The sequence below is a fragment of the Planosporangium flavigriseum genome (assembly GCF_011947225.1).
Taxonomy (GTDB): domain Bacteria; phylum Actinomycetota; class Actinomycetes; order Mycobacteriales; family Micromonosporaceae; genus Planosporangium; species Planosporangium flavigriseum.
The window spans coordinates 102,361-123,301 of the sequence record NZ_JAATVW010000012.1; the positions used below are offsets into that span (position 1 = coordinate 102,361).

The 20,941-nt window shown below is 70.0% G+C and carries 17 protein-coding genes; 15 read left to right on the forward strand and 2 right to left on the reverse strand.

The annotated features are described in order from the left end of the window. Positions 1-30: 30 nt before the first annotated feature. From secD to HC028_RS17475, 4 genes are all read left to right on the forward strand, one after another. The gene (secD, locus tag HC028_RS17460; protein WP_239075549.1) at positions 31-1,830 is read left to right on the forward strand and encodes a protein translocase subunit SecD; all 1,800 of its coding nucleotides are present in this window, start codon (positions 31-33) and stop codon (positions 1,828-1,830) included. A gap of 2 nt (positions 1,831-1,832) precedes the next feature. Continuing rightward, positions 1,833-2,978 (forward strand): protein translocase subunit SecF, encoded by a 1,146-nt coding sequence (gene secF, locus HC028_RS17465; RefSeq protein ID WP_168078412.1) that lies wholly within the window; start codon positions 1,833-1,835, stop codon positions 2,976-2,978. A 42-nt stretch (positions 2,979-3,020) separates the two neighbouring features. Further along, complete coding sequence (locus HC028_RS17470) at positions 3,021-3,605, forward strand: adenine phosphoribosyltransferase (protein WP_205861471.1); 585 nt, start codon at positions 3,021-3,023, stop codon at positions 3,603-3,605. A 106-nt stretch (positions 3,606-3,711) separates the two neighbouring features. After that, the gene (locus HC028_RS17475; protein ID WP_275408262.1) at positions 3,712-6,327 is read left to right on the forward strand and encodes a RelA/SpoT family protein; all 2,616 of its coding nucleotides are present in this window, start codon (positions 3,712-3,714) and stop codon (positions 6,325-6,327) included. Positions 6,328-6,388: 61 nt separating this feature from the next. Here the strand turns inward: HC028_RS17475 and HC028_RS17480 are convergent, their stop codons facing one another. Both HC028_RS17480 and HC028_RS17485 read right to left on the reverse strand, forming a co-directional pair. After that, positions 6,389-7,162 carry a peptidylprolyl isomerase gene (locus tag HC028_RS17480; protein WP_168078478.1) on the reverse strand — a complete coding sequence of 258 codons (774 nt, stop codon included), beginning with the start codon at positions 7,160-7,162 and terminating at the stop codon, positions 6,389-6,391. A gap of 112 nt (positions 7,163-7,274) precedes the next feature. Continuing rightward, positions 7,275-8,096 (reverse strand): peptidylprolyl isomerase, encoded by an 822-nt coding sequence (locus HC028_RS17485; protein ID WP_168078414.1) that lies wholly within the window; start codon positions 8,094-8,096, stop codon positions 7,275-7,277. A 222-nt stretch (positions 8,097-8,318) separates the two neighbouring features. Here HC028_RS17485 and HC028_RS17490 point away from each other — a divergent pair, with 222 nt between their 5' ends. The 11 genes from HC028_RS17490 to HC028_RS17540 all read left to right on the forward strand — a co-directional run bounded on the left by HC028_RS17490 (position 8,319) and on the right by HC028_RS17540 (position 20,845). Beyond that, complete coding sequence (locus HC028_RS17490) at positions 8,319-9,005, forward strand: MBL fold metallo-hydrolase (RefSeq protein ID WP_168078415.1); 687 nt, start codon at positions 8,319-8,321, stop codon at positions 9,003-9,005. An 8-nt stretch (positions 9,006-9,013) separates the two neighbouring features. Continuing rightward, positions 9,014-10,366 carry a histidine--tRNA ligase gene (gene hisS / locus HC028_RS17495; RefSeq protein WP_168078416.1) on the forward strand — a complete coding sequence of 451 codons (1,353 nt, stop codon included), beginning with the start codon at positions 9,014-9,016 and terminating at the stop codon, positions 10,364-10,366. Positions 10,367-10,558: 192 nt separating this feature from the next. Continuing rightward, positions 10,559-11,356: an ATP-binding protein gene (locus HC028_RS17500; RefSeq protein WP_168078417.1), complete on the forward strand. Its 798-nt coding sequence runs from the start codon at positions 10,559-10,561 to the stop codon at positions 11,354-11,356. A gap of 89 nt (positions 11,357-11,445) precedes the next feature. Continuing rightward, positions 11,446-13,296 (forward strand): aspartate--tRNA ligase, encoded by a 1,851-nt coding sequence (gene aspS, locus HC028_RS17505; RefSeq protein WP_168078418.1) that lies wholly within the window; start codon positions 11,446-11,448, stop codon positions 13,294-13,296. Positions 13,297-13,412: 116 nt separating this feature from the next. Then, a complete protein-coding gene (locus tag HC028_RS17510) occupies positions 13,413-14,822 on the forward strand; it encodes a replication-associated recombination protein A (protein WP_373313986.1) in 1,410 nt (469 codons plus the stop codon). 84 nt (positions 14,823-14,906) lie between these two features. Further along, positions 14,907-15,362: a DUF948 domain-containing protein gene (locus HC028_RS17515; protein WP_168078480.1), complete on the forward strand. Its 456-nt coding sequence runs from the start codon at positions 14,907-14,909 to the stop codon at positions 15,360-15,362. Positions 15,363-15,374: 12 nt separating this feature from the next. Further along, positions 15,375-15,629: a hypothetical protein gene (locus HC028_RS17520; RefSeq protein WP_168078419.1), complete on the forward strand. Its 255-nt coding sequence runs from the start codon at positions 15,375-15,377 to the stop codon at positions 15,627-15,629. A gap of 5 nt (positions 15,630-15,634) precedes the next feature. Further along, positions 15,635-18,319, forward strand: coding sequence for an alanine--tRNA ligase (gene alaS, locus HC028_RS17525; RefSeq protein WP_168078420.1), 2,685 nt, complete (start codon positions 15,635-15,637; stop codon positions 18,317-18,319). 72 nt (positions 18,320-18,391) lie between these two features. Continuing rightward, positions 18,392-18,835, forward strand: a complete 444-nt coding sequence (gene ruvX, locus HC028_RS17530; protein ID WP_168078481.1) for a Holliday junction resolvase RuvX — start codon at positions 18,392-18,394, stop codon at positions 18,833-18,835. Then, the gene (gene mltG, locus HC028_RS17535) at positions 18,835-20,031 is read left to right on the forward strand and encodes an endolytic transglycosylase MltG (protein ID WP_168078421.1); all 1,197 of its coding nucleotides are present in this window, start codon (positions 18,835-18,837) and stop codon (positions 20,029-20,031) included. Before ruvX ends, mltG begins: the two co-directional genes overlap by 1 nt. A gap of 1 nt (position 20,032) precedes the next feature. After that, positions 20,033-20,845, forward strand: a complete 813-nt coding sequence (locus HC028_RS17540) for a shikimate dehydrogenase (RefSeq protein WP_168078422.1) — start codon at positions 20,033-20,035, stop codon at positions 20,843-20,845. Positions 20,846-20,941: the final 96 nt, after the last annotated feature.

Genomic DNA, 20,941 nt, shown 5'->3' on the forward strand with positions numbered 1-20,941 from the left:
ATATTCGACAGACCTAGGAGAACGACCGACGTGGCCGCACCTTCCGGACAGCTGAAGGCGTCGCGATACTTCATCGCCCTCGCGCTGATCCTCGTGGCGCTGTTCTCACTGGTGTTCTTCACCGGCGACAAGAAGCCGCACCCCAAGCTGGGCCTGGACCTGCAGGGCGGCACGAGCATGACGCTCAAGGCCGCCACGCTCGGCGGTCAGGCTCCTGACAAGGACCGGCTGGAGCGCGCGCGCCAGATCATCGCCAGCCGGGTCGACTCGACCGGCGTTTCGGAGCCCGAGGTGGTCACCGAGGGCAACAGCAACATCGTCGTGAATGTCGCGGGCAAGAACGACAAGGCGGACCTGCGCAGGCTGGTCGCGCCGGCCGAACTGCGGTTCCGCAAGGTCGTCGCCGCCGTGCCCGACACCGCCGGTGTCGAGCCGACCCCGACGCCTTCCGCCTCAGCCTCCGGTTCCGCCGCCCCGGCTCCGTCGGCCTCCGGTTCGGCCACCCCGGCCCCGAGCGCCTCGGGTAACGCGAGCGCCGCAGCCGGTGCCAGCGCCGCTCCGAGCGCGAGCGCAACCCCGGACGTGTCGCTGGAGAAGCGGCGTGCGGCGGTGATCGCCAAGCTCGGCCCCGCGTACCAGGCGGCCCAGGCGATCCAGAGCCCCGAGCAGGTCACCCCGCAGCAGTTGGCGGCGCTCAAGCCGTTCGGCGAGCTGAGCGCGGACGAGGTAGCGGCGTTGCCGGCCGACATCCAGTTCAACGTCCCGACGATCACCTGCAAGCAGCTCAACGGGCGCATGCCCGGATCGATCAGCGATCCGAAGCAGACCGTCGTCGCCTGCGGTAAGGACGTCGGCGCCACGGAGAAGTACAAGCTGGACGTCGCCAAGGTCGTCGGCGAGGACGTCAAGGACGCCGGCTTCACCAACCAGCCGACCCAGGGCTGGGTGGTCAACCTGTCCTTCAAGAACCAGGACAAGTGGACCAACCTGTCCAAGGAGGTCTTCGGTGCCGGTGCCGCCGACAAGTCGCAGCGGCAGGTCGCGATCGTCCTGGACAACCAGGTCGTGTCCGCGCCCTCCATCGAGGGCGTGATGACCGGCGACGCGCAGATCTACGGCCAGTTCAGCCGTGAGGACGTGGTCACGCTGGCGCAGCAGCTCAAGTACGGCTCGCTGCCGCTGTCCTTCGCGATCGAGGACTTCACCACCGTCACCCCGACGCTCGGCACCCAGCAGATGAAGATGGGCCTGCTCGCCGGCGCGATCGGCGTGGCGCTGGTCATCCTGTACTGCCTGTTCTACTACCGGGCGCTGGGCCTCGTGGTGATCCTGAGCCTGCTCGCCTCCGGCGTGCTGGTCTTCGCCTCGCTGGTACTGCTCGGCCGCTTCCAGGGCTACACGCTCAGCCTCGCCGGCATCGCCGGGTTCATCGTCGCGATCGGTATCACCGCGGACTCGTTCGTGGTGTACTTCGAACGACTGAAGGACGAGGTCAAGGACGGCCGGACGGTCCGTAGCGCGGTGCCGCGGGCCTGGGTACGCGCCCGGCGGACGATCCTGTCGGCCGACACGGTGTCGTTCCTGGCCGCTGCGGTGCTGTACGTCCTCGCCATCGGCGCGGTCAAGGGCTTCGCGTTCACGCTCGGCCTGTCCACGCTGATCGACGTCCTCGTCGTGTTCCTGTTCACCCACCCGCTGGTCGCCCTGCTGTCGCGGTCGAGCACGTTCACGTCCCCGCGGATCTCGGGGCTGGGTAACCTCCGCTCCGACAAGGCGATCACCGCCAGCCAGACCGGCCGGCTCGGCGCAGTGCGTACGAAGGAGTCCTGAGAATGAGCATTTTTCACAGGCTCTACCGCGGTGAGACGAAGACCGATTTCATCGGCCACCGCAAGCGGTGGTACATCGCCTCGGCGATCATCATCCTGATCTGTCTCGGCAGCCTCGTCTTCCGCGGCTTCAACTTCGGGATCGAGTTCGCGGGCGGCAGCCAGTTCCAGGTGCCGAAGCAGCCCGGCGTTTCGCTCGAGGACGTGCGCGGCGCCGTGGAGGGCCAGGGCATCACCGTCGTCTCGGCGCAGGCCACCGGCAGCGGGGACAGCGGGCGGTACGTCGTCCGTACCCCGCAGATCAAGGACGAGGTCCAGCGCACGGCGGCGATCAACGCGGTCGAGAAGGCGGCGCACGTCGAGAACGTCACCATCAACGAGGTCAGCTCCTCGTGGGGCAAGGCGGTCACCAACAAGGCGCTGCTCGCGCTGGTGGTCTTCCTCGTCGTGGTCGGCGCGTACATCTGGATCCGGTTCGAGCAGAAGATGGCGATCGCGGCCATCGCCGCGCTCGGGCACGACCTGCTGCTGACGGCCGGGATCTACTCGCTGGTCGGGTTCGAGGTCACCCCGGGCACGATCGTGGGTCTGCTGACGATCCTCGGCTTCTCGCTGTACGACACCGTCGTCGCGTTCGACAAGGTCGACGAGAACACGCGCGGCCTGCTCGGCAGCTCCCGCTACACGTACGCCGAGGCCGCGAACCTCGCGGTCAACCAGACGCTGATGCGGTCGATCAACACCTCGCTGATCGGTCTGCTGCCGGTGGCCGGTCTGCTGTTCGTCGGCGCCGGGATGCTCGGCGTCGGTACGCTGAAGGACCTCGCGCTCGTGCTGTTCGTCGGCATGCTGACCGGCGCGTACTCGTCACTGTTCCTCGCGACGCCGTGGCTGGTCGACCTCAAGCTGATGGACCAGCGCTACAAGCTGCACACCCAGCGGGTGCTCGCGAAGCGGGCCGCGGTGGCCAAGTCGGCCGAGGCCGGCGCGGAGGACAAGGCGGTCCGGGCGCGCGCTGGCGCGGACGGAGCCGACGACGAGGACGCGCACGCCCTGGCGGCCTCCTCGGCGCCCCGGGTGGGCGCGAAGCCGACCGGCGGAAAGCAGGCGCAGCAGCGGAAGCGATCGGGCGGCGGTAAGCGCCGCTGACGCGCGCCGCGATGGCGGTGACCGTGGAGATTCTTCCGCGAATTGGCGTGGAGGAATCTCCACGATCATGATGGAGGCACAGTGGTAGACGGCGACAGCGGGGCCGAAGCAGCGCGTCGGGTGGCGGAATTGGCCCTGGACGTCCCGGATTTCCCGCAGCAGGGGATCCTCTTCAAGGATCTGACCCCGCTCTTCGCGAGCGGACCGGACTTCGCGGCGACGATCGACGCGATCGTTGCGCACCACGGTCCGGACTCGTTCGACGTGGTGGCCGGCATCGAGGCCCGCGGCTTCATGATTGCGTCAGCGATCGCGTACGCGACCGGCGTCGGTGTCGTGCCGGTCCGCAAGGTCGGCAAGCTACCTCGGCAGACGCTGCGGGCGACGTACGGGCTCGAGTACGGGCAAGCAACGCTCGAACTGCACACCGACGCGTTCCACCCCGGACAGCGGGTGCTCGTGGTCGACGATGTGCTGGCGACCGGTGGTACGGCGGAGGCGACGCTGAACCTGATCGAGGAGGCCGGTGGGGTCGTGGCCGGATTCACCGTGATCCTGGAGTTGGCTTTCCTGGAGGGTCGCAAACGCCTCAAGCCACGTTCGGTGCACGCGCTCTTGACGGTTTGACGGTTGTATCTCACTGACCGAACGGCTGGACACCGGACGATCTGGTCGTAATGCTTCCCTCGACAGGTAGGATTGCCTTTCCGCCGACGGCGATGAGGAGCGGCGTGTGTCAGGGGATATCGCCCCTCCTGCGGAGGGCACGACCAAGCCGATGAACCCTGCCCGGGATGAACCGGCTCGTGGGGGAGCCGGCGACGGCTCGGCGGCCGAGCCGACCACCCTTCCACGGGCGAGCGCCGGCAACAATCCCCGGTCGTCCGCCGGCGACGGCGGGTCAGATCCGACCAGCGCCGTCGTCCTGCCATTTCGTCAGGGTGAGGACGGCGGCCGGGAGACGAGCGCTCCCGCCGACCGGGCTCCCGACCGCCGGCCACCGGCCGCCGCGACCCCAGCGGGCAGCGGCGCGGTCCCCAGCCGCGTACCGCCGGGCAACGGGCTCGGCGGCGGCACCGGCCACCCGTTCGCCGGCGCGCCGACCGGCCGTCGCGTCCGCGCCCGGCTCGCGCGGTTCAACGCACCCTGGCAGACGCCGACGGTCAGCGAGGCCCTCGAACCGCTGATCGCCAACCACCGGGCCAGCCACCCGAAGGCGGACATCCGGGTCCTGCAGCGGGCCTACGACACCGCCGCGCGCTGGCACACCGGGCAGTACCGCAAGTCCGGCGATCCGTACATCACGCACCCGCTCGCCGTGGCCGGGATCCTCGCCGAGCTGGGGATGGACACGACCACGCTGGTCGCGGCGCTGCTGCACGACACGATCGAGGACACCCCGTACACGCTCGATCAGATGCGCACCGACTTCGGCGGTGAGGTCACGCTGCTCGTCGACGGGGTCACCAAGCTCGACAAGGTCAAGCTCGGCGACGCGGCCAAGGCCGAGACCATCCGCAAGATGGTCGTCGCGATGGCCAAGGACCCGCGGGTCCTGGTGATCAAGCTCGCCGACCGGCTGCACAACATGCGTACCCTGACCTTCCTGCCCAGCGCCAAGCAGGAGCAGAAGGCCAAGGAGACGCTCGAGATCCTGGCGCCGCTGGCCCACCGCCTCGGTATGAACACGATCAAGTGGGAGCTGGAGGATCTGGCGTTCAAGACGCTGTTCCCCAAGCGCTTCGAGGAGATCAACCGGCTCATCGCCGAGCACACACCGCAGCGCGAGGCGCTGCTGCGGCAGGTCACCCAGCGGGTCGCGGTCGACCTCAAGTCGGCCAAGATCAAGGCCGAGGTGAACGGGCGACCCAAGCACCTGTACTCGGTCTACCAGAAGATGATCGTGCGGGGCCGCGAGTTCGCCGACATCTACGACCTGGTCGGGGTGCGCATCCTCGTCGACACCGTCCGCGACTGCTACGCGGCTCTCGGTGTGATCCACGCGAACTGGCAGCCCGTGCCGGGCCGGTTCAAGGACTACATCGCGATGCCGAAGTTCAACATGTACCAGTCGCTGCACACCACCGTGATCGGGCCGACGGGCAAGCCGGTGGAGATGCAGATCCGCACGTACGCGATGCACCGCACGGCCGAGTACGGCATCGCCGCGCACTGGCGGTACAAGGAGACCAAGGGCGCGACGATCGCCGGGCCGCCGGCGCACATCGACGAGATGACCTGGCTGCGCCAGTTGCTGGACTGGCAGCGCGAGGCGAGCGACCCGAGCGAATTCCTCGACGCGCTGCGCTTCGACCTGTCCAGCCAGGAGGTGTACGTCTTCACCCCGAAGGGTGACGTGATCGCGCTGCCGACCGGCTCCACGCCGGTGGACTTCGCGTACGCGGTGCACACCGAGGTCGGCCACAAGTGCATCGGCGCGCGGGTCAACGGCAAGCTGGTGTCCCTCGAAAGCACGCTGTCCAACGGCGACGTGATCGAGATCTTCACCTCGAAGTCGGCCACCGCCGCCCCGTCGCAGGACTGGCTGGGCTTCGTCAAGAGCCCGCGGGCGCGTACCAAGATCCGGCAGTACTTCAACAAGGAGCGGCGTGAGGAGGCGATCGAGGCCGGCAAGGAGGCGATCGTCAAGGCCATGCGCAAGCAGGGCCTGCCGCTGCAGCGCCTGCTGACCTCCGACGGCCTGCTCACCATCGCGCGGGACCTGCACCTGGCCGACGTCGCGTCGCTGTACGCCGCGGTGGGCGAGAGTCAGGTCTCGGCGCAGTCGGTCGTGCAGAAGCTCGTCGCCGGATTCGGCGGCGAGGAGGGGGCGGTCGAGGACATCGCCGAGACGGCGATGCCGACGCGCCGCCCCCGGCACGCCAGCGCCGCCAGCGACCCGGGCGTGGTCGTGAAGGGCGCCGAGGACGTCTGGATCAAGCTGGCACGCTGCTGTACGCCCGTACCCGGCGACAAGGTCTTCGGGTTCGTCACCCGCTCCGGCGGGGTGAGCGTGCACCGGGAGGACTGTGCGAACGCGGGCGACCTGGAGGCCCAAGCCGAGCGGATCCTCGAAGTGACCTGGAAGCCGACGTCGGCCTCGACGTTCCTGGTCGCGATCCAGGTGGAGGCGCTCGACCGGCACAAGCTGCTCGCCGACATCACCAAGTCGCTGTCCGAGGAGAAGGTCAACATCCTCTCGGCGACGGTGACCACGACCCGTGACCGGGTGGCGGTGAGCCGGTTCAGCTTCGAGATGGCCGACCCGAAGCACCTGGGGCACCTGCTGGCCGCCGTACGGCGCGTCGACGGCGTCTACGACGCCTACCGGGTGACCTCTGGCGCCTGAGCTGTTCACGTAGTGAGGGGCGGGCCCGTACGGGCCCGCCCCTCACTCGTCGACCGGTCGGTTACGACTGCGCCGGTGCGCCCATCGTCAGCGACTGGATGGTCACCTTGGTCTTCGGCCCACCGTCTCCCGGGCCGTTCGTGTCGTCCACCCCGCCCTCGGCGACCTTCTGCACCACGTCGAGGCCCTGCGTGACCTTGCCGAAGACGGTGTAGTCCGGCTGCAGCTCGGTGTCCTTGTACACGATGAAGAACTGGCTGCCGTTGGTGTCGGGGCCCGAGTTCGCCATCGCGATGGTGCCCGCGGGGTACGCGGGGCGCTTGTCGGTGGGCAGGTTCTCGTTGGCGAACTGGTACGCGGGGCCGCCGGTGCCGGTGCCGGACGGGTCGCCGCACTGCAGCACGTAGATGCCCTGGGTGGTCAGCCGGTGGCACGGGGTGTTGTCGAAGAACTTCTTGCCGGCCAGGTGGGTGAAGCTCGCCGCCGTGCACGGCGCCTTCGCCGTGTCGATCTGCGCGGTCACTACCCCGACGTTGGTGGTGATCGTCATCGTCTGGGTGCCGGTACGCGGCTCGCCGGTGGCCGGCGGGGTGCCGACGTCCTTGGCGGCCGGGTTGGCCGGCTGGCCGGTCTTGGCGGACGGGTTCCACTGGCAGTTCGTGGGGGTGGCCGACGCCGACGAGGCGGGGGCGGCCGTGTTGTCCCGCTTCTTGTCGTTACCGGTGAGCGTCACGATCAGGACGACGCCGACGATCAGTACGAGGACTGCCGCACCGGCGCCGATGCTGGCCTGCAGCCGACGCCGCCGCTGGGCCGCCTCGGCGCGCAGCGTCATCTCGTGCTCGAGCCGCGCGCGTGCCGCCGCGCGTTGCTGCCGCTCCCGGTTGGATGTCACGGTCTCTCTCCCTGGGTGGACGTACTACGGGTGTCGTGGTCGGTTGGCGGTGTCAGGCCGGCGTTGGTGCCACTGTGAGGGACTGGATCGTCACCGCGGTCTTGGGCTCGCCGTCGGTGGGGCTGTTGCCCGGGTTGACCCCGCCGGCGGCGACCTTCTCGACGATGTCCAGGCCCTTGGTGATCTTGCCGAAGACGGTGTAGTTCGGGCTCAGCGCGGAGCCGTCCTTGTACACCATGAAGAACTGGCTGCCGTTGGTGTTCGGGCCGCTGTTGGCCATCGCGAGGGTGCCCGCCGGGTAGAGGTTGGCGCTGGGCGCGGCGCTCGCCGACGGAGCCGCCGACGGAGCGGTCGGCACCTTCTCGTCCGGGAACTTGTACGCCGGGCCGCCGGTGCCGGTGCCGGACGGGTCGCCGCACTGCAGCACGTAGATGCCCTGGGTGGTCAGCCGGTGGCACTTGGTCTCGTTGAAGAACTGCTTGCCGGCCAGGTGCGCGAAGCTCGCGACCGTGCAGGGCGCCCCGGCCCGGTCCAGTTGCGCCTCGACCACGCCCTGGTTGGTAGTGATCGTCATCGTGGAGGTGCCGGTCTTGGCGATCCCGGTCGTCGGCGGCCTGCCCACGTCCTTGACGGTGCCGGTGGCCGGGATCGGGGTCCAGGCGCAGTCGTCGGACGCGTTCGTCGTCGATTTCTTGCTGCTGTCGAAGCCGCCGACGGCCCACACGATGCCGACCACGACCGCGATGACCGCGAGCCCGGCGGCGACCGAGGCCTGGATCTGCCGGCGCCGGCGGGCGGCCGCCGCGCGGCGGGCGATCTGGCGCTCGTGCTTGGCGCGCGCCAGCGCGCGCTGCCGGGACTTGCTTGGGGCCACCGGGCGCTCCTTCCGAGCGGTCGACAATGGCTGAGGCGCACGCCACAGCCGGCCCAGAGTCTACGGCGACCCGGCGGTAACCGGTGAAACCAGCCTGGCCCAACCGCCCGACAAACCGGTTTCCGTACGCGACTACGCTCGGATAGCCGTGTCGTTAGGCTCGTGGAAGGCGCGGCTCGTGGAAGGCGCCGCTCGTGGAAGGCATACAGGAGGGACGAGGGTTTGCTGGTCGCCGGATTTCCCGCCCAGGCGTTCGGGACGAACTGCTACGTCGTCGCTCCCGGGCCGGGCGAGCAGTGCGTGGTGATCGACCCGGGTATCGGCGTCGTCGACCAACTCGACGCGGTGCTGTCCGAGCATCGTCTGCACCCCGCCGCGGTGCTGCTGACCCACGGCCACCTCGACCACACGTTCTCGGTGACGCCCGTGTGTGGCGCCCGGGGCGTCACGGCGTACATCCACCCGGACGACCGGGCGTTGCTCGCCGATCCGACCAAGGGGCTGTCGACCGACATGAGCGCGCTCTTCGGGGGCCGGCTGCAGTGGAGCGAACCCGAGGACGTCGCCGAGCTTCCGGACGGCGGTCCGATCACCGTCGCCGGCCTTGAGATCACTGTCGACCACGCGCCCGGCCATACCGGCGGGTCGGTGCTGTTCCGGCTGCCCGGCGACGACGCGCCGCTGTGCTTCAGCGGGGACGTCCTGTTCGCGGGCTCCATCGGGCGCACCGACCTGCCGGGCGGCGACTCCGCGGCGATGATGGTGAGCCTTCGCGAGAAGGTGCTTCCGCTCGCCGACGAGACGGTCGTCCTGCCCGGCCACGGGCCCGCGACCACCATCGGCCGTGAGCGAGCCAGCAACCCGTATCTCCGGGAAGCCGGCACGGCCGCACCTAAAAGAGGCTGGTAGAGACTTTCATGACCCGTCCCACCCCGATCAGCGGCTTCCCGGAGTGGATGCCGCCGCAGCGGATGATCGAGCAGTACGTCCTTGACCGCATCCGCAACACGTTCGAGCTCTACGGGTTCGCCCCGCTGGAGACCCGGGCCGTCGAGCCCCTCGATCAGCTCCTGCGCAAGGGCGAGACCTCCAAAGAGGTGTACGTGCTGCGCCGGCTGCAGGAAGCCGGCGAAGGCGGCCCTGGTGGCGCAGCGGCGGATTCCGCAGATTCCGACGCGCTCGGGCTGCACTTCGACCTCACTGTCCCGTTTGCCCGGTTCGTCCTTGAGAACGCCGGCAAGCTGCAGTTCCCGTTCCGGCGGTACCAGATCCAGAAGGTGTGGCGCGGCGAGCGGCCCCAGGAGGGGCGCTACCGGGAGTTCACCCAGGCCGATATCGACGTGGTCGACCGGGACACCCTGCCGTTCCACTACGAGGCCGAGATGCCCCTGGTGGTCGCGGACGCGCTCGGTGGCCTGCCGATCCCACCGATCCGGATCCAGGTCAACAACCGCAAGGTCTGCGAGGGCTTCTACCGCGGCGTCGGCATCTCCGACCCGGAGGCGGCGCTGCGCGCGGTCGACAAGCTCGACAAGATCGGCCCCGACCGTGTCGCGCAACTGCTGATGGAGACCGCTGGGGCCACCGAGGCGCAGGCCAAGGCCGTTCTGGCCCTCGCCGAGATCTCGGCCGGCGACGCCTCCTTCGCCGACGCCGTCCGCGCCCTCGGCGTGGAGAACCCGCTGCTCGACGAGGGCCTGGACGAGCTGGTCCGGGTCGTCGAGACGGCGAACGAGCACGCGCCGGGTCTCCTGGTGGCGGACCTGAAGATCGCCCGCGGCCTCGACTACTACACCGGCACCGTCTACGAGACGCAGATGCGCGGATACGAGCGGTTCGGCTCGATCTGCTCCGGCGGGCGGTACGACAACCTCGCCTCGACCGGCGCCGAGCGGTACCCCGGCGTCGGCATCTCGATCGGCGTCACCCGCATGCTCGGCCTGCTGTTCGGGGCCAACGCGCTGACGATCAGCCGGCCGGTCCCGACCTGCGTGCTGGTCGCCGTGCCCACCGAAGCCGACCGCCTGGCCTGCGACCGCATCGCCCGCGCGCTTCGCCAGCGGGGAATCGCGACCGAGGTGGCGCCGGCCGCCGTCAAGTACGGCAAGCAGATCCGGTACGCCGAGCGCCGGGGGATCCCGTACGTCTGGTTCCCCGGCGAGCCGGACACGGTCAAGGACATCCGCTCCGGAGAGCAGATGGAGGCCGAGGCATCGACGTGGCAGCCGCCCGCCGAGGACCTGCGCCCGGTGGTGAAGGGCGCATCGTAGGCCGGATTCACTTACCGCGCTCAACCTTGATTGTGGGGTTGGGCGCGGTGTTTGCTGGGTACCTGCAGTCGCGAAGCCCGATGAGTCGACCGTCGCCCCCGCGTTCGGCTCGCGGGCTACCGCCCGTTCCGAGCCGGGTAGGAGAGCAATGTTTCGCCGCGGTTCCGTCGTCGTCGGCGCCCTGGATCCCTCGTGAGGCTGGCGTGGGAGATCGAGACCGACCTACCCGTGGCGGTCATCCGGCTCGCCGGTGAGCTCAGCGTCGAGACCGCGCCCGAGGTGCGGCTCGCCGTCGCGACCGCGCTGGCGATCCAGCCGGCCGCCGTGGTGGTCGACCTGGCCGCACTGACCGCGGCCGACGATGTCGTCCGTACCGTCTTCAGCGAGTGTGCCCGGTCCGCCGCGGCGTGGCCGGGCTGCCCGGTCGTGCTCAGCTGCCCGAGCGGCGACGTCGCGGCCGGACTCGATCGGCTGTCGGTCAGCCGGTCCGTCGTCGTACACCCGGACCTGGGGCAGGCCCTGGCCGCCCTGGAAGAGGTACCGGCGCCGCTGCGGTTATGGCAGCGGTTGACCGCCACGCCCTCGATCACCGGGCCGGCCGCGCGGGCCACGGTCGTGGCGGCGTGCGAGACGTGGGGAGTGGGCGAGGACGCCGGGCTGCAGCACGTGGCCAACCGGGCCGAACTGGTGGTCACCGAGCTGATCAGCAACGCGATCCTGCACGCGAAGACCGAGATAGAATTGACTGTCGCGCTGCGCGAACCGTTCCTGCACATCTCGGTCGCCGACGGCAGCGGCGCGCCTCCCCGGCTGATGTCGGCCGACTCGGTCGAGACCGTGGGTGGCCGCGGGCTGATCCTCGTCGAGGCGCTCGCGACGAAGTGGGGTTACCTGCCGACGCGGGACGGCAAGGTCGTCTGGGCGATGCTCCGCCTCGATCCGCCCCGGCACGGGCCCGGGGTGGCGACACCGGACCACCCCGCCAACTGAGAGAATGCCGTGGGACCGACCGCGCCCGTAAGCGGGCGCCGGCCACGAAGACCAGGCCATGACGAACAGGCCATGAAGGAGATGCACCTGTGATCCGTACCCATGACGCCGGCACCCTGCGCGCCGCCGACGCCGGCACGACCGTGACGCTTGCCGGTTGGGTCGCTCGTCGCCGTGATCACGGCGGTGTGATCTTCGTGGATCTCCGGGACGCCTCCGGTGTCACCCAGGTCGTGTTCCGAGGAGCGGAAGCGACCGAGGACCAGGGGCTCAGTCGCGAAGAGATGGCCGGCGTGAGCGAAGCTCACGCCCTGCGCAACGAGTTCTGCGTGCTGGTGACCGGCGAGGTGCAGCGCCGCCCGGCCGGCAACGAGAACCCGGAGCTGCCCACGGGTGAGATCGAGGTCAACGCGGCCGAGCTGACGATCCTGTCCGAGGCGGCTCCGCTGCCGCTGCCCGTCGACGACAACATCGAGGCCAGCGACGACCTCCGACTCAAGTACCGGTACCTCGACCTCCGCCGCGGCGGCCCCGCCCGGGCCCTGCGCCTGCGCTCGAAGGCCAACCAGATCGCGCGTAACGTGCTGCACGACCGCGACTTCTTCGAGATCGAGACGCCCACGCTGACCCGCTCCACGCCCGAGGGGGCCCGCGACTTCCTGGTGCCGGTGCGCCTGCAGCCCGGCACGTGGTACGCGCTGCCGCAGTCGCCGCAGCTGTTCAAGCAGCTGCTGATGGTCGGCGGCATGGAGCGGTACTACCAGATCGCCCGCTGCTACCGCGACGAGGACTTCCGCGCCGACCGGCAGCCGGAGTTCACCCAGCTCGATATCGAGATGTCGTTCGTGACCCAGGAAGACATCATCGAGCTCGGCGAGGAGATCGTGTCCAACCTGTGGCGCGAGCTGGCCGGGCACGAGATCACCACGCCGATTCCGCGGATCACCTGGCACGAGGCCATGAACCGGTACGGTTCCGACAAGCCCGACCTGCGCTACGGCCTGGAGCTGACCGAGCTGACCGACTACCTGCGGGGCACCGAGTTCCGGGTGTTCGCCACCGCGATCGACGCGGGCGGGTACGTGGGCGCCGTCGTCATGCCGGGCGGGGCCGCACAGACCCGCAAGGAGCTGGACGGTTGGCAGGACTGGGCCAAGGCGCGCGGCGCCCGGGGCCTGGCGTACGTGGTCCTCGACACGGAGACCGGCGAGCCGCGCGGGCCGGTCGCGAAGAACCTGTCGGCCGAGCACCTCGCCGGCCTGGCCGGCGTGGTCGAGGCCAAGCCCGGTGACGCGATCTTCTTCGCCGCGGCCGCCGAGCGGCGGGAGGCCCAGGAGCTGCTCGGTGCGGCCCGCCAGGAGATCGCCCGTCGCACGGGCATCATCGACGAGGACGCGTGGGCGTTCTGCTGGGTGGTCGACGCGCCGATGTTCGAGCGCACCGACGACGGTGGCTGGACCGCGGTGCACCACCCGTTCACCTCGCCCAACGCGGAGTGGATCGACCGGTTCGAGGAGGCGCCCGACCAGGCGCTCGCGTACGCGTACGACATCGTCTGCAACGGCAACGAGATCGGTGGCGGCTCGGTGCGTATCCACCGCGCCGACGTCCAGCGGCGGGTGTTCGACCTGCTGGGCATCTCGCCGGAGGAGGCCGACGAGAAGTTCGGCTTCCTGCTGGAGGCGTTCAAGTACGGCCCGCCGCCGCACGCCGGCATCGCGTTCGGCTGGGACCGGGTCACCATGCTGCTGGCCGGGGCCGACTCGATCCGCGAGGTCATCGCGTTCCCGAAGACCCGCGGTGGGTACGACCCGCTGACCGGCGCGCCCACGCCGATCACTCCGCAGCAGCGGGCCGAGGCCGGCGTGGACGCCAAGCCGAAGACGGCCGCCATCCCGGGCACGTCCGGGGTCGCGGTGCCGGTGGACAACGCCAGCTAGCTGTTTTCTGCGGAGGGCGCCCCTCTTGGGGGCGCCCTCCGCAAGAACAGGGGAACTTAGCCGCACCGTATCCGACCGGGCCGGGGTGGCTCGGTTGCCCAGATAGGGTCTGCGCAGTGGACGACACGGGACTTTTCGAACTCGATGGCTCACGGCCGCGCGCCGACTCCGGTGACGCGGTCGCGAGCGAGATGTTCGCGCCGCCGCCCGGGGACGCCCCGCTGGCCGTGCGCATGCGTCCGCGTACCCTCGACGAACTTGTCGGCCAGGACCACCTGCTCACGCCGGGCGCGCCGCTGCGCCGGCTGGTCGAGGGCGACACCCCGATGTCGGTGATCCTGTGGGGGCCGCCAGGCTGCGGCAAGACCACGATCGCCCACCTGGTCGCCGGTGCCACCAACCGCCGGTTCGTCGCGATGTCGGCGCTGTCGGCCGGCGTCAAGGACGTGCGCGCGGTGATCGCGGAGGCCCGCCGGACCCGGCGCTCCGGTGGCGCGCAGACCGTGCTGTTCATCGACGAGGTGCACCGCTTCTCCAAGACCCAGCAGGACTCGCTGCTCGCGGCGGTGGAGGACCGGACCGTCACGCTGCTCGCCGCGACCACCGAGAACCCGTACTTCTCGGTGATCTCGCCGTTGCTGTCGCGCTGCGTGCTGCTCACGCTGCAGCCTCTCGACGACGACGCGGTCCGTTCGCTGCTTCGGCGCGCGATCACCGACGAGCGCGGCCTCGCCGGCGCCGTCACCCTCGCCGCCGACGCAGAAGATCACCTGGTACGCCTGGCCGGCGGCGACACGCGTAAGGCGCTGACCGCTCTCGAGGCGGCCGCGGGCGGTGCGCTGGCTGTCGGCGCTACGGAGATCGATCTGCCGACCGCGGAGAAGGCGGTCGACGTGGCGGCGCTGCGCTACGACCGGGCCGGCGACGCCCACTACGACGTGGTGAGCGCGTTCATCAAGAGCATGCGCGGCTCTGACGCCGACGCGGCGCTGCACTGGCTGGCCCGCATGCTGGTGGCGGGGGAGGACCCACGGTTCATCGCCCGCCGCATGGTGATCTTCGCGAGCGAGGATGTCGGGATGGCCGACCCGACGGCGCTGGTCGCGGCCAACGCCGCGGCAGCCGCGGTCGAGTACGTCGGGATGCCGGAAGTGCAGCTGAACCTCGCCCAGGCGGTGATCCACCTGGCCACGGCGCCCAAGTCAAACGCGGTCACCACGGCGATCTTCACGGCCATGGCGGACGTGCGGGCCGGGATGGCCGGTCCGGTGCCACGTCACCTGCGGGACGCCCACTACTCCGGCTCCCGTGGCCTTGGTCACGGCGTCGGGTACGCGTACCCGCACGACGACGCGCGTGGCGTGGTGACCCAGCAGTACCCGCCGGACGACGTGGTCGGGCGCGACTACTACCGGCCCACGAGCCACGGCGCCGAGCGCGCGCTGGCCGAACGCCTGCCCAGATTGCGCCGCATCGTGCGGGGCGGCGGGGCCGGATCCGCAAGCGACGGCCGCGACACGGGATAGCCGCGGCGCGCTGTGTCGATGCCAACGGTAGGGTCTTTTCGAAGTTGGCGGATTGTGGAGTGCGCGAGGGAGGAAGTCGTGCAGTTGCATGGCTGGGAGATAGCGCTGCTGATCGTGTCTGGTGCGTTCGCGGTGCTGGTCATCGCTCTGATCGTGCCGATTCTGCGGCTGCGGCACACCGTGGACGCCGCGACCAGGACCCTCCGCGACGTCGCCGACGCCACCGGGCCGATGCTCCGCAACGTCAACGACACCGTCGAGAACGTCAACACCGCCCTGGGCCAGGTGCAGACCTCACTCGACGGCGTCAACGTGCAGCTCGCCCGGCTCGACAACATCACCGGGCACGTGCAGCACGTCACCGCCAACGTGGCCAACCTGTCGACCGTGGTGGCCGCGGCCGCGGCGAACCCGCTCGTGAAGGTCGCCGCCTTCGGCTACGGCGTACGCAGCGCTGCCGCCAAGCGCCGCCACGCCGACGAGGAGGCCGAGGTGCGCAGCGAGCTCAAGCGGCGTCGCCGGCCGCGTCACTCGGCCTGAGAAGGGACTGATATGCGACGCTTGATGTGGCTTGGCGTAGGTCTCGCGGTCGGAGCGCTGGTGGTCCGGGCGGTGAACAAGAAGGCGCAGGCCTTCACCCCCGCCGGCATCGCCGGCTCGGTTCAGCAATCCGCTGTGGGTCTGCTCGACTCGGTGCGTAGCTTTGTAGAGGACGTCCGCGAGGGCATGGCCGAGCGCGAGGCGGAGATTCACGAGGCGTTCACGGCGGGCGCCCTGATCGATGAGCACGAAGAAGAAGGAAAGTAGATCTGATGAGGACAGCGGAGATCAAGCGGCGGTTCCTGAGCCACTTCGAGGCGAACGGCCATGCCGTCGTGCCGAGCGCTCCGCTGCCCGCGATCGACGATCCGAACCTGTTGTTCATCAACGCCGGCATGGTGCAGTTCGTGCCCTACTTCCTGGGCCAGCGCACGCCGCCGTGGAAGCGGGCGACGAGCGTGCAGAAGTGCATCCGTACCCCGGATATCGACGAGGTCGGCAAGACCAGCCGGCACGGCACGTTCTTCCAGATGAACGGCAACTTCTCGTTCGGCGACTACTTCAAGGAAGGTGCGATCACCCTCGCCTGGGACCTGATCACGAAGTCCGTCGAGGAGGGTGGCTTCGGGCTGGACCCGGAGCGCATCTGGGCGACCGTCTACCTCGACGACGACGAGGCGTTCGACATCTGGCACTCCAAGATCGGGCTGCCCGAGGAGCGCATCGTGCGCCGGGGCAAGGCCGACAACTACTGGTCGATGGGCATCCCCGGCCCGTGCGGCCCGTGCTCGGAGATCTACCTCGACCGCGGCCCTGAGTACGGGCGCGAGGGTGGACCCGAGGTCGACGAGGACCGGTACATGGAGTTCTGGAACCTCGTCTTCATGCAGAATGAGCGGGGTCCGGGCGCCGACAAGGAGAACTACCCGATCCTGGGTGAGCTGCCGGCCAAGAACATCGACACCGGCATGGGCCTGGAGCGGATGGCGTCGATCCTGCAGGGCGTCGACAACATCTACGAGATCGACGAGATCCGGCCGATCCTCGACAAGGCCGTCCAGATGACCGGGCGGGAGTACGGGACGCGGTCGGGCCACGTGGCGAGCGAGTCGCACCCCGACGACGTCCGCCTGCGGGTCATCGCCGACCACGTCCGCACCTCGCTGATGCTCATCGCCGACGGCGTCACGCCGTCCAACGAGGGCCGCGGCTACGTGCTGCGCCGCATCATGCGCCGGGCGATCCGGGCCATCCGGCTGCTCGGCTGGCAGGGGCCGGCGCTGCCGGAGCTGCTGCCGGTGGCGCGCGACTGCATGGCGCCGTCGTACCCCGAGGTGGCCAGCGACTTCGAGCGGATCGCCAGCTACGCGTACGCCGAGGAGGAGGCGTTCCTGTCGACGCTGCGCGCCGGCACGACGATCCTCGACACGGCGATGGCGGAGACCAAGCTCGCCGGCGGCACCCGGCTGACCGGGGAGCAGGCGTTCCAGCTGCACGACACGTACGGCTTCCCGATCGACCTCACCCTCGAGATCGCGGCCGAGCAGGGCCTCGCGGTCGACGAGGAGGGCTTCCGGCGGCTGATGAGCGAGCAGCGCCGGCGGGCGAAGGCCGACGCGCAGGCGCGCAAGACCGGCCACGTCGACCTGTCGGCGTACCGGCAGGTGCTTGAGGCGGGCGGCCCGGTGGAGTTCACCGGGTACGAGGAGACCGCGCGCGAGTCGCGGCTGCGGGCGCTGCTGTCCGGCACCGGCGAGGGGCTGACCGGCGCCGGGGTGGGGGACACGATCGAGCTGGTGCTCGACGCCACCCCGTTCTACGCCGAGGGCGGCGGGCAGCAGCCCGACAACGGCATCATCACCGTGGGTGGCGGCAGCATCGAGGTGTTCGACGTCCAGCAGCCGATCCCGGGCCTGATCGTGCACCGTGGACGCGTCGTCGAGGGCGAGGTCCGCGCGGGTGAGACCGGGTACGCGCAGATCGACGTGCTCCGGCGCAAGGCGATCTCGCGCGCGCACACCGCGACCCACCTCGTACACACCGCGATGCGCCAGTTCCTGGGCGAGACGGCCACGCAGGCGGGTTCGCTCAACGCCCCGGGTCGGCTGCGGTTCGACTTCAACACTCCCGGCGCGGTGCCGGCCGGGGTGCTGCACGACGTCGAGCAGCAGGTCAACGAGGTGCTGATGAACGACCTCGACGTGCGCGCGTTCATCACGTCCCTGGCGGAGGCGCGCAAGCTCGGCGCGATGGCGCTCTTCGGGGAGAAGTACGGCAACGAGGTTCGGGTCGTCGAGGTCGGCGACTACGCCCGTGAGCTGTGCGGCGGTACGCACGCGTCCCGCTCCGGCCAGCTGGGCCTGGTCAAGATTCTGAGCGAGTCGTCGATCGGGTCCGGCGTGCGCCGGGTCGAGGCGCTGGTCGGCATGGACGCGTTCGGCTACCTGGCGCGCGAGCACCTGCTGGTGAGCCGGCTCGCGGAGCTCTACCGGGTGCCGAACGATCAGGTGGCCGACCGGGTCGAGCAGACCGTGGCGCAGTTGCGCGACGCGGAGAAGGAGCTCGAGAAGCTGCGGGCCCAGCTCGTCCTGGCGAACGTCGGCGCGCTCGTCGCCGACGCGCGCGACATCGGCGGCGTCGGGTACGTGGGCATCGAGGCGCCGGAGGGCGCGAGCGCGAACGACGTGCGGACGCTCGCCCAGGAGATCCGCGGCCGGATGCCGGCCGACCGGCCGGGCGTCGTGGCGGTGACCGCGCGCGCCGGCGGCAAGGCGTCCCTGGTGGTGGCGACGAACCCGGCCGCCCGTGACCGGGGTCTGTCGGCGGCGGCCCTCGTGAAGGGCGCGCTGTCCGGGCGCGGCGGCGGTAGCCCCGAGCTCGCCCAGGGTGGTGGCGTGCCGGCCGGCGACGCGCCGTCGCTGCTGGCTGCGGTGGAGAAGGCGATTGCTAGTTCGTAGCGCCGGAGCTTGGACGCTTAGACCGGCCATAGACGGGCTGAGCGTCCAAGATCTCGGAGGGAGTCGGTCGTGATCCGTGGCCGGCGTATCGGCGTTGACGTGGGCTCCGTACGGATCGGCGTGGCGGTCTCCGACCCTGACGGAATCCTGGCGACGCCAGTCGCAACAGTGCCTCGCGATGTCACGAAGCGTGATGAACTTCCGTCTGATTTGGTGGAGATCGCCCGCATTGTGGCTGAATACGAGGCCGTCGAGGTTATCGTCGGGCTGCCGGTCAACTTGGCCGGCAAGGAAGGTCCGGCAGCCGCTGCCATCAGGCAATACGCGGAAGGTCTGAAGGCGGTGGTCGATCCCGTGCCGGTGGTGTTCACCGACGAGAGGATGTCCACCGTGACGGCGACGCGTAGGCTGTCCGAGCGAGGCGTACGGGGCAAGCGTCAGCGGGCGGTCGTCGACCAGGCTGCCGCCACGGAGATCCTGCAGACCTGGCTCGACTCACAGCGGAGGCGAACCTGATGTTGGACGAGCTCGAACTCGCCTTCGAGGAGCATGATCGCGAGCGCGGGCGGCATCGGCGCTCGGCAATGCGTCGCAGGAAAGAAAGCGACGGGAGCCTACCCAAGCGGCGCAGCCGGAGCCTCCTCGCGCTAGCGCTGACCTTCGTCCTCCTGGGCGTCCTCGGGGCCGGCGGCTGGTACGGGTACGGCATGGTCAAGAGCTTCTTCGTCGCCCCCGACTACACGGGCGCCGGCGCCGGCCAGGTCGAGATCCAGGTGCGCAACGGCGAGTCCGCCACCGACATCGCCCAGACCCTCTTCGACGCCGGCGTCGTGAAGAGCGCCGGGGCGTTCGTCGAGGCGGCGAAGGCCGATCCGCGCGGGGACCAGATCCAGCCGGGCACCTACCAGCTTCGCAAGCAGATGCGGGCCAAGGACGCCCTGGCGCTGCTGCTGGGCAGCGACAGCAAGCTGGTCACCAAGGTCACGATCCGCGAGGGCCTGACGACCCTCGCCACGTACCAGGAGCTGTCGAAGGCCACCAAGATCCCGGTGGACCAGTTCCAGGCCGCAGCCCAGGACCCGGTCGCGCTCGGCGTGCCGGACTTCTGGTTCAACCGCTCCGACGGTAAGCCGGCCACCAAGAGCGTCGAAGGATTCCTGTTCCCCGACACCTACCAGTTCGACCCCGGGGTGACCGCCAAGCAGATCCTCACGAAGATGGTCGCCAACTTCCTGCGGGTCGCTCAGACGAACAGCATCGTGGACACCGCCCAGGCCAAGCAGATCTCGCCGCACGAGGCGCTCGTGACCGCCTCGCTGGTGCAGGCCGAGGCGGGCAACGCCGCCGACATGCCGAAGGTGGCGCGGGTGGTCTACAACCGGCTCAACCACAAGCCGAACGCGATGCCCCTGGAGTTCGACTCGGCCACCAACTACTGGCGCGAACTGCACGGCCAGGAGCGCAAGCACAACCTGAACAGCGCGGAGCTCAACGACCCGAACAACCCGTATCGCACCTACGGGGTGACCGGGTTGCCGCCGGGGCCGATCAGCAACCCCGGCAAGGAGGCGCTCCTTGCCGCGCTCAACCCGAGCGCCGGTCCGTGGCTGTACTTCGTGCGCATCGACAAGGCCGGAAACTCGGCGTTCGCCGACAACCTGCCCGAACACGAGCGCAACATCGCGACGGCACAGAAGAACGGCGCGTACTGACATGTCCATGCGCCGCGCCGCCGTGCTCGGCAAGCCGATCGCCCACTCGCTGTCGCCGGTGATTCACAACGCCGGGTACGCGGCGGCCGGCCTGTCGGCCTGGAGCTACACGGCGATCGAATGTGTCGAGTCCGAACTGGCCGACCTCGTCGCCGGGCTCGGCCCGGAGTGGGCCGGCCTGTCGCTGACCATGCCACTCAAGGAGGCGGCCCTCACGGTGGCCGAGGCCGTCTCGCCGGTCGCGGCCGCGATCGGTGCGGCTAACACCCTGGTACGCGGGGAGCGCGGCTGGCACGCCGACAACACGGACGCGCCGGGAATGGTCGCCGCCCTCGCCCCGGCCGGCGTCACGGCCGCGGCCGAGGTGGCCGTGCTCGGCGCCGGTGGGACGGCGCGCGCCGCCCTCGCCGCCGCCCGGGACCTGGGTGCGCGGGTCACCGTGTACGCGCGGCGCCGCGCGGCGATCGCCCGGTTGGAGCCGGTGGCCGAGGCGCTCGGCGTGGAGCTGACCGGGGCCGACTGGGTCGAGGCCGCGAAGTGCGCCGATGCGGAGGTCGTCATCTCCACGGTGCCCAAGGGTGCCGCTGACGGCCTGGCCGAGGAGGTCAGGTGGCGGCCCGGGTCGGTGTTGTTCGATGCCCTGTACGACCCGTGGCCGACTCCGCTCGCCGCGGCGGCAGCGGCCGCGGGCTGTCCGGTGGTGTCCGGGCTCGACCTGCTGCTGGCCCAGGCCGTCCTCCAGTTCGAGCGCTTCACGGGCCGGCCCGCGCCCGTCGAATCGATGCGCGCGGCTCTGATCGCCGCCCGGTCCTGACGTAGCGGAATCGCTGGCCGTCATTTTTGCTGGCCAAACGGGTGATAGTGTTTGTCGTCCGAACGGCCGAGTGTTGAGGTTCGCTGCGTCACGTGT

Bases quoted from the DNA above. Each gene is read 5' to 3' on its own strand.
- secF (WP_168078412.1), top strand. From the start codon at position 1,833: ATGAGCATTTTTCACAGGCTCTACCGCGGTGAGACGAAGACCGATTTC.
- HC028_RS17480 (WP_168078478.1), bottom strand. From the start codon at position 7,162: ATGACGCTGCGCGCCGAGGCGGCCCAGCGGCGGCGTCGGCTGCAGGCC.
- hisS (WP_168078416.1), top strand. From the start codon at position 9,014: ATGACCCGTCCCACCCCGATCAGCGGCTTCCCGGAGTGGATGCCGCCG.
- HC028_RS17520 (WP_168078419.1), top strand. From the start codon at position 15,375: ATGCGACGCTTGATGTGGCTTGGCGTAGGTCTCGCGGTCGGAGCGCTG.
- alaS (WP_168078420.1), top strand. From the start codon at position 15,635: ATGAGGACAGCGGAGATCAAGCGGCGGTTCCTGAGCCACTTCGAGGCG.
- mltG (WP_168078421.1), top strand. From the start codon at position 18,835: ATGTTGGACGAGCTCGAACTCGCCTTCGAGGAGCATGATCGCGAGCGC.
- HC028_RS17540 (WP_168078422.1), top strand. From the start codon at position 20,033: ATGTCCATGCGCCGCGCCGCCGTGCTCGGCAAGCCGATCGCCCACTCG.